Source organism: Homoserinibacter gongjuensis, assembly GCF_030161875.1.
GTDB lineage: Bacteria > Actinomycetota > Actinomycetes > Actinomycetales > Microbacteriaceae > Homoserinibacter > Homoserinibacter gongjuensis.
The window spans coordinates 776681-791026 of record NZ_BSVA01000001.1 but is presented as its reverse complement, the minus strand read 5'-3'; the positions used below and the strand labels follow the sequence as shown (position 1 = coordinate 791026).

Below are 14346 nucleotides of genomic sequence, written 5' to 3'. Positions count from 1 at the left end.
TTTCGACCCGAAGACGCGCCGCGGAAGGGTCGAAACTGCCGTCTCGGCGACGCCGGCCGCGCCGCGCGCGACCTTAGCCCGCGTACGACTCGAGCGGCGGCCCCGGCCGCAGCACCTCGGTGACGATCGCACGGATGGCGAACTCGGTCGCTGCGCCCAGGTCGAGAGCCGCGGGGTCGAGCAGCCACTGCAGCTGGAGGCCGTCCATGACGGCGAGGATCGACGCGGATGCCGTGTCGATCGTGCCCGGATCGGTCACGCCCTGCTGCAGGCACAGCTGCGCGAAGGCGCTGCGGATCTCCTCGCGCAGCACGCGATAACGATCTTCGAAGTAGGGGCGGCCCGGGTGGTCATCGGTGACCGACTCTGACGACAGCACGGTGTAGACCTGCACGATGCCGGGGCGCAGGGCGTTGGAGTAGGCGGTGCGCACGAGGTGCAGGAACAGCTCGGGTCCACCCGGGATGTGCTGGTCGACGAGGCCGGGGTCGCTGCGGTCGCGGTAGGCGAGCACCTCGAGCAGCAGCTTCTGCTTGGAGCCGAAATGGTGCAGCACGCCCGCGTGCGTCATGCCCACCTGCTCGGCGATGTCGGTCAGGGTGCCGTTGGTCGAGCCCTTTGCGCCGAAGGTCTCGATGGCGGCCTTCAGGATCTCGGTGCGCTTGCGCGCTGTCGCGGGCCGACTGCGTGGTCCGCCGGCGCCCGCGTCGCTCACCGTCTTCACCACGCCACCCTCGCTTCGCCCCGTCTTGTCAATTTGCTACTCCATCGGTAGCCTGGCCCCACCCAGCTTACTGCCCGGTAAGTAAGTGAACCCACCGGGTGCGGCTGGGTAACATAATCACAGTCCCGGGAGCGCTCCCGGAATCCCGGCATCCCGCCACTAGGAGAAGCAATGAAGCTCAAGAAGTCCGTGATCGCCGTCGGTGCGATCGTCGCTCTCAGCACCATGGTGCTGGCCGGGTGCTCGCCGAGCACCGACAGCGGCTCGACGTCGGGGGCCGCCCTGACGATCGCCAAGCCCGACGGCGCCATCACCACCGAATCCCACAACCCGTTCCTGGGCGACTCCTCGGCCTCGAAGTACGGCTACGCCAAGGTCATCTTCGAGCCGCTCGCCCTCGTCAACCCCACCGGCGACCTCGGCACCACGCCGTGGCTCGCGGAATCGGTCGAGTGGAACGACGACTACACCGAGCTCACCGTCGTGCCGCGCAGCGGCGTGAAGTGGAGCGACGGCACCGCCTTCACCGGCGACGACATCGTCTTCACCTTCGACATGTACCTGAGCGGCAAGCTCAGCGACACCTCCGGGCTCAAGTACGAGGGCGCGACCGTCGAGGGCGACGCGATCACGCTGAAGTTCGCCGACTCGAAGTACACCGCGCAGTCGCGCGTGCTGCACACCCCGATCGTGCCGAAGCACATCTGGGAGAACATCGCCGACCCGAACACCGACCCGCTCACGGATGAGGGTCTCGCCGTCGGCACCGGACCGTACGTGCTCGACAACTGGTCGACGGAGTCGGTCACCCTGAAGGCCAACGAGGACTACTGGGGCGGCGAACTCGCGGTGCCCGAGCTGCACTACGTGTCCTACGGCGACAACGCCGCGCTCACCACGGCGCTCGTCTCGGGCGACGCGGACTGGGCGCAGGCGTTCATCCCGCAGATCGAGAACAGCTACCTGGCCGCCGACGAGAACAACCACTTCCTGGCCTCGCCCACCGCGGGTGCCGGCACGCTGTTCATGAACCTGCAGACCAAGCCGTTCAACAACCCCGCCCTGCGTGAGGCGCTCGCCTGGACGATCGACCGCGAGGCCTACGTCGACATCGCACGCGAGGGCGCGAGCGAGGCCGTCTGGAACGTCACGGGCCTCGGCGCGCTGCTCGAGGACGAGATCCTGCCCGAGTACAAGGACCAGAACTACGCGGTCGACGTCGACAAGGCGAAGCAGATCCTCACGGATGCCGGCTACACCTGGAAGGACGACGCGCTGATCGACCCCGACGGCGAGGCCGTCTCGTTCTCGATCTCGGTGCCCGCCGGATGGAGCGACTGGAACACCGAGCAGGCGCTCATCGCCGAGGAGCTCGACGAGGCCCTCGGCATCGAGGTCAAGGTCGACCAGCCCGACTGGGGCGGCTGGGACGCCGCGCGCCAGGAGGGCACCTTCCAGGCGATCATCCACTGGCTCGAGGACACCGGCAACGCCTACGGCCTCTACACCTCCACGATGGACCCCAAGTGGATCGTCGACGACAAGGCGCAGTTCAACTTCGGTCGCTTCAACGACCCCGCGGTGACGGCTGCTCTGAACACCTACGCGAACGCATCCTCGGATGAGGAGCGTCAGGCCGCGAGCGCCGTTCTGCAGAAGGCCTTCGCGGAGAACGTGCCGGCGATCCCGCTCGGTGCGCACCCGCTGCTGGGCGAGTACAACACCCGCAACTACGTCGGATTCCCGACCGAGAGCGACCAGTACGCCTCGGCCGACCCGACGCAGCCCGGCATCGTGCAGATCCTCACGAAGCTGAAGCCCGCCAAGTAGGTCAGTGCGGAAACGGGGGTGGGTGCGCCACGCGCATCCACCCTCCGTCGGACAGGAAAGCGAGCAGCAGGCGATGAACGAACCGCTTCTCTCGGTGCGCGACTTCTCGGTCGTGTACGACGTCGATCCGCCCGTCGAGGCGGTCAGCCACGTCACCTTGGAACTGCAGCGCGGCGAGGTGCTCGGCCTCGCGGGCGAGAGCGGATGCGGCAAGACGACCCTCGCGTACGGCGTGCAGCGGCTGCTCAAGGCGCCCGCCGTGATCACGAGCGGTTCCGTGGTGTTCCACGACGCATCCGGTGACGACGTCGACCTGGGGGCCCTCGACGCCGAGCAGATGCGCCGGTTCCGCTGGGACAAGGTGTCGATGGTGTTCCAGGGCGCGATGAACGCCCTGAACCCGGTCGCCCCGATCGGGTCGCAGCTCGAGGACGTCTTCGAGGTGCACCGCCCCCGGATGTCGGCGCGGCAACGTCGCGCCGAGGTCGCCGAGCTGCTCGAGATCGTCAAGGTCGGCGCACAGCGCGCCCGCTCCTTCCCGCACGAGCTCTCGGGCGGCATGCGGCAGCGCGTCATGATCGCGATGGCGCTGGCCCTGCGTCCGCAGCTCATGGTGATGGACGAGCCGACCACCGCCCTCGACGTGCTCGTGCAGCGCGAGATCCTGCGGCAGATCTCGCAACTGCGGCACGAATTCGGCTTCTCGGTGATCTTCATCACCCACGACCTGCCGCTGCTGCTGGAGATCAGCGACCGCATCGCGATCATGCGCGAGGGCGAGATCGTCGAGCTCGACACCGCGGAACGCATCTGGACCGATCCGCAGAACGACTACACGAAGACGCTGCTGAGCTCGTTCCCGCGGCTCACCGGCGAGAGGGGCGTGGTGGCGCGATGACCGTGCTCGAGTTCGACCACATCACCAAGATCTACAACGTGCGCGGCGCGGGGCAGATCCGCGCGCTCGACGACGTGAGCTTCACGCTCCGCTCCGGCCAGACGATCGGCCTCGTCGGCCAGTCCGGCAGCGGCAAGTCGACGATCGCCAAGATCCTCACCCAGCTCGAGACCCCGACGAGCGGTGAGGTGCGGCTCGACGGCGCCCCGATCCCGCGCCACGGCACGGCCCTGCGCCGGTACCGGCAGCAGTTGCGGATGGTGTTCCAGGATCCGTTCGCCTCACTCAATCCGTACCACTCCATCCGCTACCACATCGAGCGTCCGCTGCGCCTCGACGACGTCGTGCCCAAGGCGCAGACCGAGGCCGAGGTGCGCCGCCTGCTCGAGCGCGTGCGCCTGGACCCGGATGCGGTGATGGAGCGCCGCCCGCACGAGCTGTCGGGCGGTCAGCGGCAGCGCATCGCGATCGCGCGCGCCCTCGCCTCGCGGCCGGCGATCCTGGTGGCCGACGAGCCGGTGTCGATGCTCGACGTCTCGATCCGGCTGGGCGTGCTCAACCTGCTCGCCGAGCTGCAGCGGGATGAAGGGCTCGGGGTGCTCTACATCACCCACGACCTCGCCACCGCACGGCACTTCAGCGACGAGATCATCGTGCTCAACCAGGGTCGGGTCGTCGAGCACGGCACGGCCGACGAGGTGATCCTCACCCCGCAGGACCCGTATACCCGCGAACTGCGCGCGGCATCCCCCGATCCCGAGTCGTTCTTCGCCTCGGCCGCCCGCGACCTCGGAGGTGCACCATGAGCGGCGCCCAGCCCCAGCTCGACGCGATCGCCGTCGGCACCACCGCGACGCGCGTCGTCTCGGGCCACTCCCGCATCCCGTGGCGCTTCCTCGGCAGCCGCGCCGCGTTCTACCTCTTCACCCTGTGGGCCGCGATCACCATCAACTTCTTCCTGCCCCGCATGATGAAGGGCGACGCGGTCAGCCAGTACCTCGCGCGCAACCGCAACGTGACGCCCGAGGCGGCCGACGCGCTGCGTGCGCTGCTCGGCCTCGACACCGACAAGTCGCTCGTCGAGCAGTACCTCGACTACTGGGCCCACCTGCTGCGCGGCGACCTCGGCGTCTCGTTGCTGCATGGGCTGCGGCCGGTCACCGAGGTGATCAGTCAGGCCCTGCCGTGGACCGTGGGGCTCGTCGGCTTCGCCACGATCGTCTCGTTCGCGATCGGCACGATCGGCGGCGGCATCATCGGCTGGCGGCGCGGCAGCAAGCTCGACGTGTTCGTGCCGATCACGACGTTCCTCGGCACCATCCCGTACTTCTGGCTCGGCCTGCTCGCGATCGCCGCCTTCTCGGTGAACCTGCGATGGTTCCCGATCGGCAAGGCGTACGGCGTGGGGATGCGGCCGGAGTGGACCTTCGAGTTCATCGGCCAGGTCATCCATCACGGCACGCTGCCGGCGGTGACGATCGTGATCGCCTCGCTCGGCGGATGGATGCTGGGCATGCGGAACATGATGCTCACCGTGCTCGATGAGGACTACATCACGGTGGCCCAGGCGAAGGGACTGCCGAACCGCCGCGTGCTGTGGGGCTACGCCGCACGCAACGCCGTGCTTCCGCAGATCCAGAGCTTCGCGCTCTCGATCGGCTTCATCGTGGGCGGCACGATCGTCATGGAGATGGTGTTCAGCTATCCGGGTATCGGCAAGCTGCTGCTGGATGCCACCAACGCCAAGGACTACGCGCTCATGCAGGGTGTGTTCCTGGTGATCACGATCTCGGTGCTCGTGGCCAACGTGCTCGCCGACTTCGCCTACGCCTTCCTCGACCCGCGCACCCGACAGACGGAGGCCTGAGCCATGGCAACGACCGACGACACCCGCACGCGGCCCCGCGCGCGGGCGCCCCCGAGACGATGACCATCCGCACAGCTCAGCTCGCGGAGAAGACGCCGCGCGGCACGAGCTTCTGGGCCCGTCTCGGCTCGGCCTTCGCGATGTTCCGCAACGCCAAGTCGATCACCGGGCTCGCGATCCTGGGCTTCTTCGTGCTCGTCGCGATCTTCGCCGACGTGCTCGCCCCGTATTCGCCGACCAAGGTCGACAACACCTCGCGCTTCCAGGCGCCCTCGGCCGCGCATTGGCTCGGCACGACGCACATCGGCGAAGACGTGTTGAGCCAGGTGATCCACGGCACCCGCGGTGTGATCGTCGTGGGATTCCTCGCCGCGATCATCGCGACCTTCATCGCCATCACGATCGGGGTGATCGCCGGATACCTCTCGGGCTGGAAGAGCGAGGGCCTCTCGGCGCTCACGAACGTGTTCCTGGTGATCCCGGGGCTGCCGCTCATCATCATCGTCGCGTCGATCTTCGAAGACCCGCCGCTGTGGCTGATCGCCGCCGTCCTTGGCCTGATCGGCTGGGCGTGGGGCGCGCGGGTGCTGCGCGCCCAGACGATGTCGCTGCGCAATCGCGACTTCATCCAGGCGGCCCGCGCCAACGGCGAGCCGTTGCGCCGCATCATCGCGGTCGAGATGCTGCCGAACCTCATGGCGCTCATCGCGGCGAGCTTCGTGGGCACCGTCACCGCAGCGATCCTGAGCCTCACGACGCTCTCGTACATCGGCGTCATCCCGGTGACCACCTACAACTGGGGCACGATCCTCAACTGGGCCTCCGCCCAGGGCGCCTTCCAGCAGAACCAGTGGTGGTGGTACCTGCCGCCCGGCCTCTGCATCGCGATCATCGGCGTCGCCCTCTCGCTCATCAACTTCGGCATCGACGAGTATGTGAACCCCCGGCTGCGCTCGGCGGGCGAGCGGGCTCGCGCGATGAAGAAGAAGGGCCTCGACGTGAACGACGCCGTGACCGTCGTGCGCGCTGCCACCCCGACCACCGCATCCGACGCAACGACCCAGAAAGCCTCAGAATGACCGAACCGTTCCGTGACCCGACCCGCTCGACCTCGGATCGCGTGGCCGACCTGCTCGCACGGATGACGCTCGAGGAGAAGGTCGGGCAGATGCTGCAGCTCGACGCGCGCGAGGATCTGGTCGACGCCGTGCAGCATCGTCACGCCGGGTCGATCCTGCACACCTCGCCCGAGCGGATCCTCGAGGCGAACCGGCTCACGGCGGCCACGCGCCTGCGGATCCCGCTGCTCGTCGCGGAGGACTGCATCCACGGCCACTCGTTCTGGCCCGGGGCGACGATCTTCCCTACCCAGCTCGGCATGGCCGCAACCTGGGATCCCGAGCTGCTCGAACGCGTGGCGCGCGCGACGGCGATCGAGGTGGCGGCCACCGGCATCCACTGGACCTTCTCGCCTGTGCTGTGCATCGCGCGCGAGCTGCGCTGGGGGCGTGTGAACGAGACGTTCGGCGAGGACCCGTTCCTCATCGGCGAGTACGCCTCGGCCATGGTGCGCGGTTACCAAGGCGAGGGGCTGCACGATCGCACCGCGATCCTCGCGACCGCGAAGCACTTCGCCGGCTACAGCGAGACCCAGGGCGGGCGGGATGCGTCCGAGGCCGATATCTCGCGCCGCAAGCTGCGCTCGTGGTTCCTGCCGCCCTTCGAGCGCGTCGCGCGCGAGGGGTGCCGCATCTTCATGCTCGGTTACCAGACCACCGACGGGGTGCCGATCACGCTCAACGAGTGGCTGCTCACCGACGTGCTGAAGGGCGAGTGGGGCTATCAGGGCGCGCTCGTGACCGACTGGGACAACGTGGGGCGGATGGTGTGGGAGCAGCGCGTGCAGCCCGACTACGCGCACGCCGCCGCCGCCGCCACGAAGGCGGGCAACGACATGATCATGACGACGCCGCGCTTCTTCGAGGGCGCGCTCGAGGCGGTCGAAGCCGGGATGCTGCCCGCCGACGCGTTCGACGATGCGGTCGCGCGCATCCTCACCATCAAGTTCGACCTGGGCCTCTTCGAGGATCCGCGGCTGCCCGTCGTCGGGCATGAGGCGATCGTCGGACAGGCCGCGCACAGCGAGCTCAATCTCGAGACCGCCAGGCGCTCGATCGTGCTGCTCGAGAACGACGGCACGCTGCCTCTCGGAGTGGATGCGGGGACGGCGGGGGCCGCGACGCGGCCGCTCAAGCTCGCCGTCGTCGGCCCGCTCGCCGACGACGCGCAGTACCAACTGGGCGATTGGGCCGGCGGCTCGGGTCAGGCCGGATGGCTCGACGGGCAGCCGCGCGAGCTCATCACGACGGTGCTCGACGGTCTGCGCGAGCTCGCGCCGGCGGGGTCGGAGGTGAGCTACGCGCGTGGCGCCGACATCCTCACGCTCGAACCGCATCCGCTCGGCGCCACGCACCCCGACGGGCAGCCGCGGCCGCCCGTCGTGCGTGCCTGCCCGCCCGACGATGCGCTCATCGCCCAGGCGGTGGCCGATGCCGAGTCGGCGGATGCCGTGGTCGCGGTGGTCGGCGACGCGATCGAGCTCGTGGGCGAGGGGCGTTCCACCGCGACCCTCGAGCTGATCGGCGGCCAGATCGCGCTGCTGGACGCCGTGATCGCGACCGGCACGCCGGTGATCGTGGTGCTGCTGGCGTCGAAGCCCTCGTGCTGCCGCCGTCGGTCGCCCGGGCGGCGGCCGTGCTCTGGGTCGCCAACCCCGGCATGCAGGGCGGGCGGGCGCTCGCCGAGATCGTGCTGGGGCACACCGAGCCCTCGGGCCGGTTGCCGATCTCGTTCGCGCGGCACGTCGGGCAGCAGCCGACGTACTACAACCAGATCCGCGGCCAGCACGGCGACCGCTACGCCGACCTCACGCAGTCGCCGGCCTGGGCGTTCGGCGAGGGGCTCACGTACTCGAGCGTCGAGTACTCGCAACTGACGCTCGCCGAGACCTCGCTCGGGCTCGCCGACACGATCGAGGCCGAGGTGACCGTCGCGAACACGGGCGCGCGCCCGGTGCGCGAGACGGTGCAGCTCTACGTGCGCGACGACGTCACGAGCGCGAGCTGGGCCGACCGTGAGCTCAAGGCCTACCGTCAGGTTCTGCTGGCACCGGGGGAGTCGCAGCGCGTACAGATCGAGCTGCCGGTGTCCGCGTGCACGATCGTCGACGCGGCGGGCAACCGCGTCGTCGAGCCAGGCGACTTCGACGTGCTCGTGGGGCCGTCGTCGCGCGAGGAGGTGCTGCTCGCGGCGCGCTTCACGGTTCGATGACCGTGATGCCGAGTTCGCTCGCGAGCAACGGCGCGAGCAGCGTGAGCTGATCCCCGTCGATCGCGGCGCCGCGCAGCGAGCCGGCGCCCGTCAGTTCCGCGAACTCGCACCCGCGCAGGTCCGCGTGCTGCAGCGTCGCGCGCGACACGTCGAGGCGCCGGATGCGGGTGCCCGGCAACGCGAGGCGCAGCACCTCGGCCGCGCCCAGGTCGAGCTCCTCGATCGTGCAGTCCGTGAATCGCACGTCGCGCAACGTGCTTCCGCGCAGGTTGACGAAGCTCAGCTTGCATCCGACGAACTCCACGGACTCCCAGTCGGCGTCGTACAGCTCCGCGGAGCCCAGGCGGCCACCCTCGATCCGCACGTCGCGCCAGCGGGTGCGCGAGGCTCGCAACACCGGGATGTCGAGGTGTTCCAGCACGGTCTCGATGATCGTCGTACCGCGCAGCTCCGCCTCGGCAGCGTGCAGCCCGGTGACCCGACACGATTCGATCCGGGCGCCGCCGAGCTGGACGGCATCCGTGCTGATGCTCTCGAACGCGAAGGCCTCGAGCGAGGCCGACGGCTCGAGGTCGTAGCCGTCGCCTGCCTGCAGCTCGGGCAGCACGATCGGGTCGAGCATCGGTGCGGGCACCGCGGCCTTGTCGGCGGGCATGCGGCAACCCTAGGCCGCGCGACCGATGCCCGCACGTGGTAACGATGGACCATGACCGTCGTGCTCGTCGAAGGCGCCAGCGACGCCCTCGCCGTCGAGACGCTCGCGGCACGCCTGGGGCTGGCGAGGCCGCGCCTCGTCGTCGTCGGCGGTTCGAAGGGCGCACGGCGGGCCGTGGCCGAACTCGCCGGTGAGCGGCTGCTCGGCCTGGTCGACCGCGCCGAGCAGGCCGACTTCGCGGGTCTCGTGGACGAGCTCTTCGTGTGCGACCCGGATCTCGAGGCGGAGTTCGTGCGCGCACTCGGTGCCGAGAGCGTGCTCGCCCTCATCGAGGAACAGGGCGAAGGGCGCTCCTTCCGGGTGCTGCAGCGGCAGCCCGCGCAGCGCGGTCGACCGCTCGAGCAGCAGCTCATGCTGTTCTTCGCCGGTCGGAGCGGCAACAAGGTGCGCTACGCGCGGCTGCTCGCGGCCGCCGTCCCGCAGGATCGCGTGCCGCATCCGCTCGTGCAGCTGCTGGCGGCGGTCGCGCGCGGCTGAGCGGCCGCACACGTCGCCTCAGCCGCATGCCAGGCTGGAGGCATGAGCACCGAACTTCTCGAACTGACCCGTGCGATCGCCCTCGAGGCAGGGCAGCTCGCCGCCCAGCGGCGACGCGAGGGTGTCGAGGTCGCCGCGACGAAGTCGAGCATCGTCGACGTCGTGACCGCGGCCGACCGCGAGGTGGAGGAGCTCATCCGCGCTCGGATCGAGGCGGCGCGCCCCCAGGACGCGATCCTCGGCGAGGAGGGTGGTGCAAGCGGGGGTACGAGCGGCATCACGTGGCTCGTCGACCCGATCGACGGCACCGTCAACTACCTCTACGGCATCCCGCACTACGCCGTGAGCATCGCGGTGGTCGAGGGCGATCCCGATCCCGCGGGCTGGACTCCGCTCGCCGGCGCCGTCTTCAACCCCGCGATCGACGAGCTGTTCACGGCGGCGCGCGACGGCGGCGCATACCTCGGTGAGCAGCGCATCCGGGTTGCGGATGCCGTGCCGCTCGAGCAGGCGCTCATCGCCACCGGGTTCTCCTACGACGCCGCGATCCGCGGAGAGCAGGGCGCGCTGGTTGCGCGACTGCTGCCGCACGTGCGCGACATCCGGCGCCTCGGCACGGCGTCGCTCGACCTCGTGGGCGTCGCGAACGGCCGCCTCAACGGCTTCTACGAGCGCACCCTCAACCCGTGGGACCACGCCGCCGGCGAGCTCATCGCTCGCGAGGCCGGTGCCATCGTCAAGGGCCGCGGGGCCGCCAGCCCGAGCCGCGAGTTCCTTATCGCAGGGCACCCGGATGTCGTGGGCCCGCTCGAAGAGCTGCTCGATGAGCTGGGGGCGTGAGACCCGCTGGCGGGAGCCCTAGGGCCGGCCGGCCTTCCCCTGTAGCTGACTCCAGCCGAGGTCGGTGAGCACGAGTACGAGGGCAAGCCAGACGAGTCCGAAGCCCCACCAGCGTGCTAGCGGCATCGGCATCTTCGATATCCCGGAGATCCTCGAGTTCGTGACGACGTTCACGGCGTTGGAGCCGGGAGATGTCGTGGTCACCGGCACGCCCGCCGGGGTCGGCATGTTCATGGACCCGCCGAAGCTGTTGCACGATGGAGACGTCGTGGAAGTCGAGATCGGAGCGCTCGGCGTTCTTCGCAATACTGTGCGCGAGGTCGAGTAGAAGGCGCTCTCGAGCCGGTTCTCCTTGCTACGGCGTCGGGATGTAGTTGCCACCTCCCTGTGACCCTGCGTACAGCACGTCGGTATTCCCCGGGAAGGTGTTCCCGACGATCGACGAGTGCGAGAGAGCTCCGATGACGCGGATCGGAGGCGCCGACACCGGGTTCGCTCCGAAGATGTTTCCCATGATCGAGACCTGCGACGCGTCGCCGTTGATCCGCACGGCCGACCAGCGCTCTTCCTCGTCGAGGTTCCAGTTGTCGAACGAGTTGGCCGAGATCGAGATCTCCGATGCTGCGGCCCCGAAGTAGACGGGAGAGCGAGTCAGCCAGTTGAACGAGTTTCCCGTGACTGTCACGTTGCGCGCGTCGACCTCCGTTCCGAAGGCGATCGCGTAGGGCGGCCGCCCGCCGCCGGTCGGTTCGCTGCCGCCGAAGACGTTGCCGGTGAACGTGAGGTTCGTGCCGCCCGAGGTCACGTTGACCACCGGTCCCCCGAGGCGTTCTCGACGACGTTCCCGGCGAAAGTGGAGTTGATCACGCCGCCGGCGAAGAGGCGGCGTCCGATGTCGAGGATGTTGTTCGCGATGATCGCACCTCGGAAGCTCGCCGCGTGTGGTCCCGTCGTGCGGATCGCGGTGCCCATGCTGTGGAAGTGGTTGCCCTCGATGAGCCACTTGCGCATGCCGTAAGGCAGCAGGTGAACGCCGCTGCCGGCGACACCTTCCTCGGGCCACGAGATGTCGAGGCCGAAGTCGCCGGTCGCGACGAGATTGTTCGTGAACACCATCCCCCGACCGACGTGCTTCACTGCGGTGTAGAACTCCACGAAGGTGCACTCGGTGATCGTCGTGTCGACGTCGTCGGTGTTGGTCGCCTCGCCGATCCCGGGATCGCGCGCCGTGAGGACGCCCAGCGAGTTCTTGAGCCCGGCCGCGACGACGAAGCACAGTCCGTACAGTGCCGAGAGCGGTGCGGCGATGTGCAGGGCCGTGCCGTCGAAGTCGACCTGGATGATCGAGGTGCGCGATCCCATGGTGCCCGCCCCCGCGAGCACGAGGCGACTGAAGTTGCCGGTCGGGCCGGTCCCGTCGGGCACGGTGAGCGTCTGCGTGATCCGATAGGTGCCGGGCGGGAAGTAGACGATCTTGTTGTCGCGCGTTCCCTGCGCGTCGATCGCCTGCTGGATCGCGGAGGTGTCATCCGCGACTCCGTCCGCGACCGCCCCGAAGTCTTGCGGCGTCGTGACCGTGGAAGCCCACGGAACGTTGGATGCTGCCGGAGTTCCACTCGGTGGCCCTCCCGCAAACGTCGCGGCGCCGAGCGCGGCGATACCCGCGCTCCCGAGGATGTGACGTCTCGTGATCGACATGGTCATTCTCCTGTTCGTCGTGCGACCGTGGCCGCGTGGTGGTGCGGTGGTGGGGGAGCAGGTCAGTGGGACGCCGGCACGATGTCGAACGCGATCGTGCCGAGGCCGTCGATGGCGGCCGCGACGCGCACGGGGGTTTCGGCCGTCACGCGGACGACCCGTGCCGTCGTGCTGCCGAGCGTCACGACGTCGCCTGGGAACAGCGTCGATTGGGCGGAGATGGCTTCGATGAGGTCCTCGGGCCCGAAGAGATAGTCGGACGTGGAGGCCGAGACTTCTTCGTCGCCGACGGTGAGTGCCATCCGCCGTTCGCGCCATTCACCGACCTCGCCGCCGACGACGCTCGGGAGCACGTTGAACCCGTCGGCCCAACGACCGTAGACCGCCGGAATGTGGCGCTCACCCGCGCGGGCGGGCTCGATGACGGTGTCGGCGAAGGAGAGGTCGCACAGCGAGACGAGGGGGCTGAGGGAGAGCATGGCGTCCTTGGCCCCACCGCGCGCGGTCCCCGAGGTGAGCCGGCGGATGACGACGGCGAGCTCGATCGCGACCTCGAGCTCGGTGGCGCGCACCGGCAGCTCGACGGGAGTGCCGCTCGCACCGAGGGAGCTCGCGGGTCCGTTGAGGAAGCGCGGAACGGCGAGTCGGGGCAGGCCCTCGCCGGCCGCCTGCTCGTGGTTTCCGAAGGCGGTGTACACGTGGCGCGCCTGCTCGACGCTCCACTCGCTCGCGGTGAGGGGCGGCTCCTGTGCGGCGCGGCGAACCGCGTACGAGGGGTGGCTCTCGAACGGCACCGGCTCGTGTGGCTCGATCACCCGCACGGGGTTGCGCAACAGTCCGACGTCTTCGATCTCCGATTCGAGCACCGTCGGGTTCCGCTCGAGCTGCTCCGACGGTATCGGGAGCCCGTCGACGCCCATCGTGCCGAAGTGGATGACATCGCCGGGGTGCAGCGTCGCGAACGAGGAGTACCAGTGGATGACGCGCTCGATGCCGAGCATCATCGCCGAGGTGTGTGCGCGATCCCGTTGCCGGCCGTTCTGACGGGTGTAGACGAGGAGGTCGTACGGGTCGCCTACCTCGTCCTTGGTGACGAGGTAGGGCCCGACCGGGCACAGGCTGTCGGCGATCTTGCCGCCCCACGAGGCGGTCGCTTGGTACAGCCAATCGTCGTACTCCGGCGGAAGGTGGTATCCGCGACCCTCGTTGCCGGGAACGACGCCGTAGTAGTAGGTGCCCGCCACGTCGGTGACGGTCGTGAAGCCCGCGACGTGGTCCATCGCGTCCTCGAGCGCGATGTACCGGCCGCCCCGTCCGATGACGACCCCGAGCTCGACGTTGTACGACATGAGCGGCACGTGGTGGCCACCGCGCATGATGACCGGTGCGCCGCTACCGATCACGCTTCCCTGTGGTCGCTGGTGGCCGAGGGGGAAGAGGTTGAGGTGGTCGATCCCGACCTTGTTGCGCACGAACGACGGAGCGTTGGTCACCAGGCCCCAGCACAGTCGAGGCCGGGGTATCGGGGCGAGAAGTTCGACATCGGCGACGCGATGGGACACGAGGTCGAGAACCGCGGCATCCGACTGCGCGAGATAGCGTTCGAGGAAACGTGCGAGCCGCGCGAGTTCCGAGAGGCCGTCGTCGCCGGAGGCGAGCGCTCCCGCGAGATCGGCCGGCCAGTCGTCGCGGAACTCGGGGCGGGAGTGGGCGTACCCGGACGTGCTCAGGATGGTGCGCTCGAGCACCGCGGGCACCCGTGTTGGCTCGACGATCCGCTCCTCGCCCGAAACCGGGTCGGCGATCACGAATCCCCAGCTTTCGGTGTTCTCGAGGAGGAACGTGGCCAGTCTCACGGGGCTCCTTTGCCGCCTGGCCCGGAAAACTCAGGCCTGTTTCGTATAAGTAGTTCGCTACGGTAGCCGCGCCGGCCTGCCGCCGCAAGCCCGTTTTTTGGCCTTTGCAAC

The 14346-nt window shown here is 69.1% G+C and carries 13 protein-coding genes and 1 pseudogene; 9 read left to right on the top strand and 5 right to left on the bottom strand.

The features are described from left to right. Positions 1-73: 73 nt before the first annotated feature. Positions 74-727: a TetR/AcrR family transcriptional regulator gene (locus QQK29_RS04300; protein ID WP_431308652.1), complete on the bottom strand. Its 654-nt coding sequence runs from the start codon at positions 725-727 to the stop codon at positions 74-76. 168 nt (positions 728-895) lie between these two features. Here QQK29_RS04300 and QQK29_RS04295 point away from each other — a divergent pair, with 168 nt between their 5' ends. From QQK29_RS04295 to QQK29_RS04270, 6 genes and pseudogenes are all read left to right on the top strand, one after another. Continuing rightward, on the top strand, positions 896-2554 hold the full coding sequence (locus QQK29_RS04295; RefSeq protein ID WP_284298082.1) for an ABC transporter substrate-binding protein: 1659 nt from the start codon (positions 896-898) through the stop codon (positions 2552-2554). Between the two features lie 73 nt (positions 2555-2627). Further along, complete coding sequence (locus QQK29_RS04290) at positions 2628-3452, top strand: ABC transporter ATP-binding protein (protein WP_284298080.1); 825 nt, start codon at positions 2628-2630, stop codon at positions 3450-3452. After that, entirely contained in the window at positions 3449-4258 is an 810-nt protein-coding gene (locus QQK29_RS04285) for an ABC transporter ATP-binding protein (protein ID WP_284298078.1), read from the top strand. Before QQK29_RS04290 ends, QQK29_RS04285 begins: the two co-directional genes overlap by 4 nt. Continuing rightward, on the top strand, positions 4255-5319 hold the full coding sequence (locus QQK29_RS04280; protein WP_284298076.1) for an ABC transporter permease: 1065 nt from the start codon (positions 4255-4257) through the stop codon (positions 5317-5319). Before QQK29_RS04285 ends, QQK29_RS04280 begins: the two co-directional genes overlap by 4 nt. Positions 5320-5378: 59 nt before the next feature. Beyond that, positions 5379-6398 (top strand): ABC transporter permease, encoded by a 1020-nt coding sequence (locus QQK29_RS04275; protein ID WP_284298074.1) that lies wholly within the window; start codon positions 5379-5381, stop codon positions 6396-6398. Continuing rightward, positions 6395-8649 (top strand): annotated as a pseudogene (locus tag QQK29_RS04270) (exo-beta-d-1,3/1,6-glucosidase). The gene QQK29_RS04275 and the pseudogene QQK29_RS04270 overlap by 4 nt, the downstream one beginning before the upstream one ends. Here the strand turns inward: QQK29_RS04270 and QQK29_RS04265 are convergent. Next, positions 8636-9304, bottom strand: a complete 669-nt coding sequence (locus QQK29_RS04265; RefSeq protein WP_284298072.1) for a pentapeptide repeat-containing protein — start codon at positions 9302-9304, stop codon at positions 8636-8638. The pseudogene QQK29_RS04270 and the gene QQK29_RS04265 sit on opposite strands and share 14 nt — an antisense overlap. A 51-nt stretch (positions 9305-9355) precedes the next feature. On the opposite strand from QQK29_RS04265, the gene QQK29_RS04260 reads away from it, so the two are divergent. The 3 genes from QQK29_RS04260 (at position 9356) to QQK29_RS04250 (ending at position 11009) form a co-directional block, all read left to right on the top strand. Beyond that, positions 9356-9841: an ATP-dependent endonuclease gene (locus QQK29_RS04260; protein ID WP_284298070.1), complete on the top strand. Its 486-nt coding sequence runs from the start codon at positions 9356-9358 to the stop codon at positions 9839-9841. Positions 9842-9883: 42 nt separating this feature from the next. Further along, positions 9884-10681, top strand: coding sequence for an inositol monophosphatase family protein (locus QQK29_RS04255; RefSeq protein ID WP_284298068.1), 798 nt, complete (start codon positions 9884-9886; stop codon positions 10679-10681). Positions 10682-10745: 64 nt separating this feature from the next. Next, positions 10746-11009: a fumarylacetoacetate hydrolase family protein gene (locus tag QQK29_RS04250; RefSeq protein WP_284298066.1), complete on the top strand. Its 264-nt coding sequence runs from the start codon at positions 10746-10748 to the stop codon at positions 11007-11009. Between the two features lie 27 nt (positions 11010-11036). Here the strand turns inward: QQK29_RS04250 and QQK29_RS04245 are convergent, their stop codons facing one another. The 3 genes from QQK29_RS04245 to QQK29_RS04235 form a co-directional block, all read right to left on the bottom strand. Further along, the gene (locus QQK29_RS04245; protein WP_284298063.1) at positions 11037-11495 is read right to left on the bottom strand and encodes a hypothetical protein; all 459 of its coding nucleotides are present in this window, start codon (positions 11493-11495) and stop codon (positions 11037-11039) included. Next, positions 11483-12379, bottom strand: a complete 897-nt coding sequence (locus tag QQK29_RS04240) for a glycosyl hydrolase family 28-related protein (RefSeq protein WP_284298061.1) — start codon at positions 12377-12379, stop codon at positions 11483-11485. The genes QQK29_RS04245 and QQK29_RS04240 overlap by 13 nt, the downstream gene beginning before the upstream one ends. A 62-nt stretch (positions 12380-12441) precedes the next feature. Then, the gene (locus tag QQK29_RS04235) at positions 12442-14235 is read right to left on the bottom strand and encodes a fumarylacetoacetate hydrolase family protein (RefSeq protein ID WP_284298059.1); all 1794 of its coding nucleotides are present in this window, start codon (positions 14233-14235) and stop codon (positions 12442-12444) included. Positions 14236-14346 lie beyond the last annotated feature (111 nt).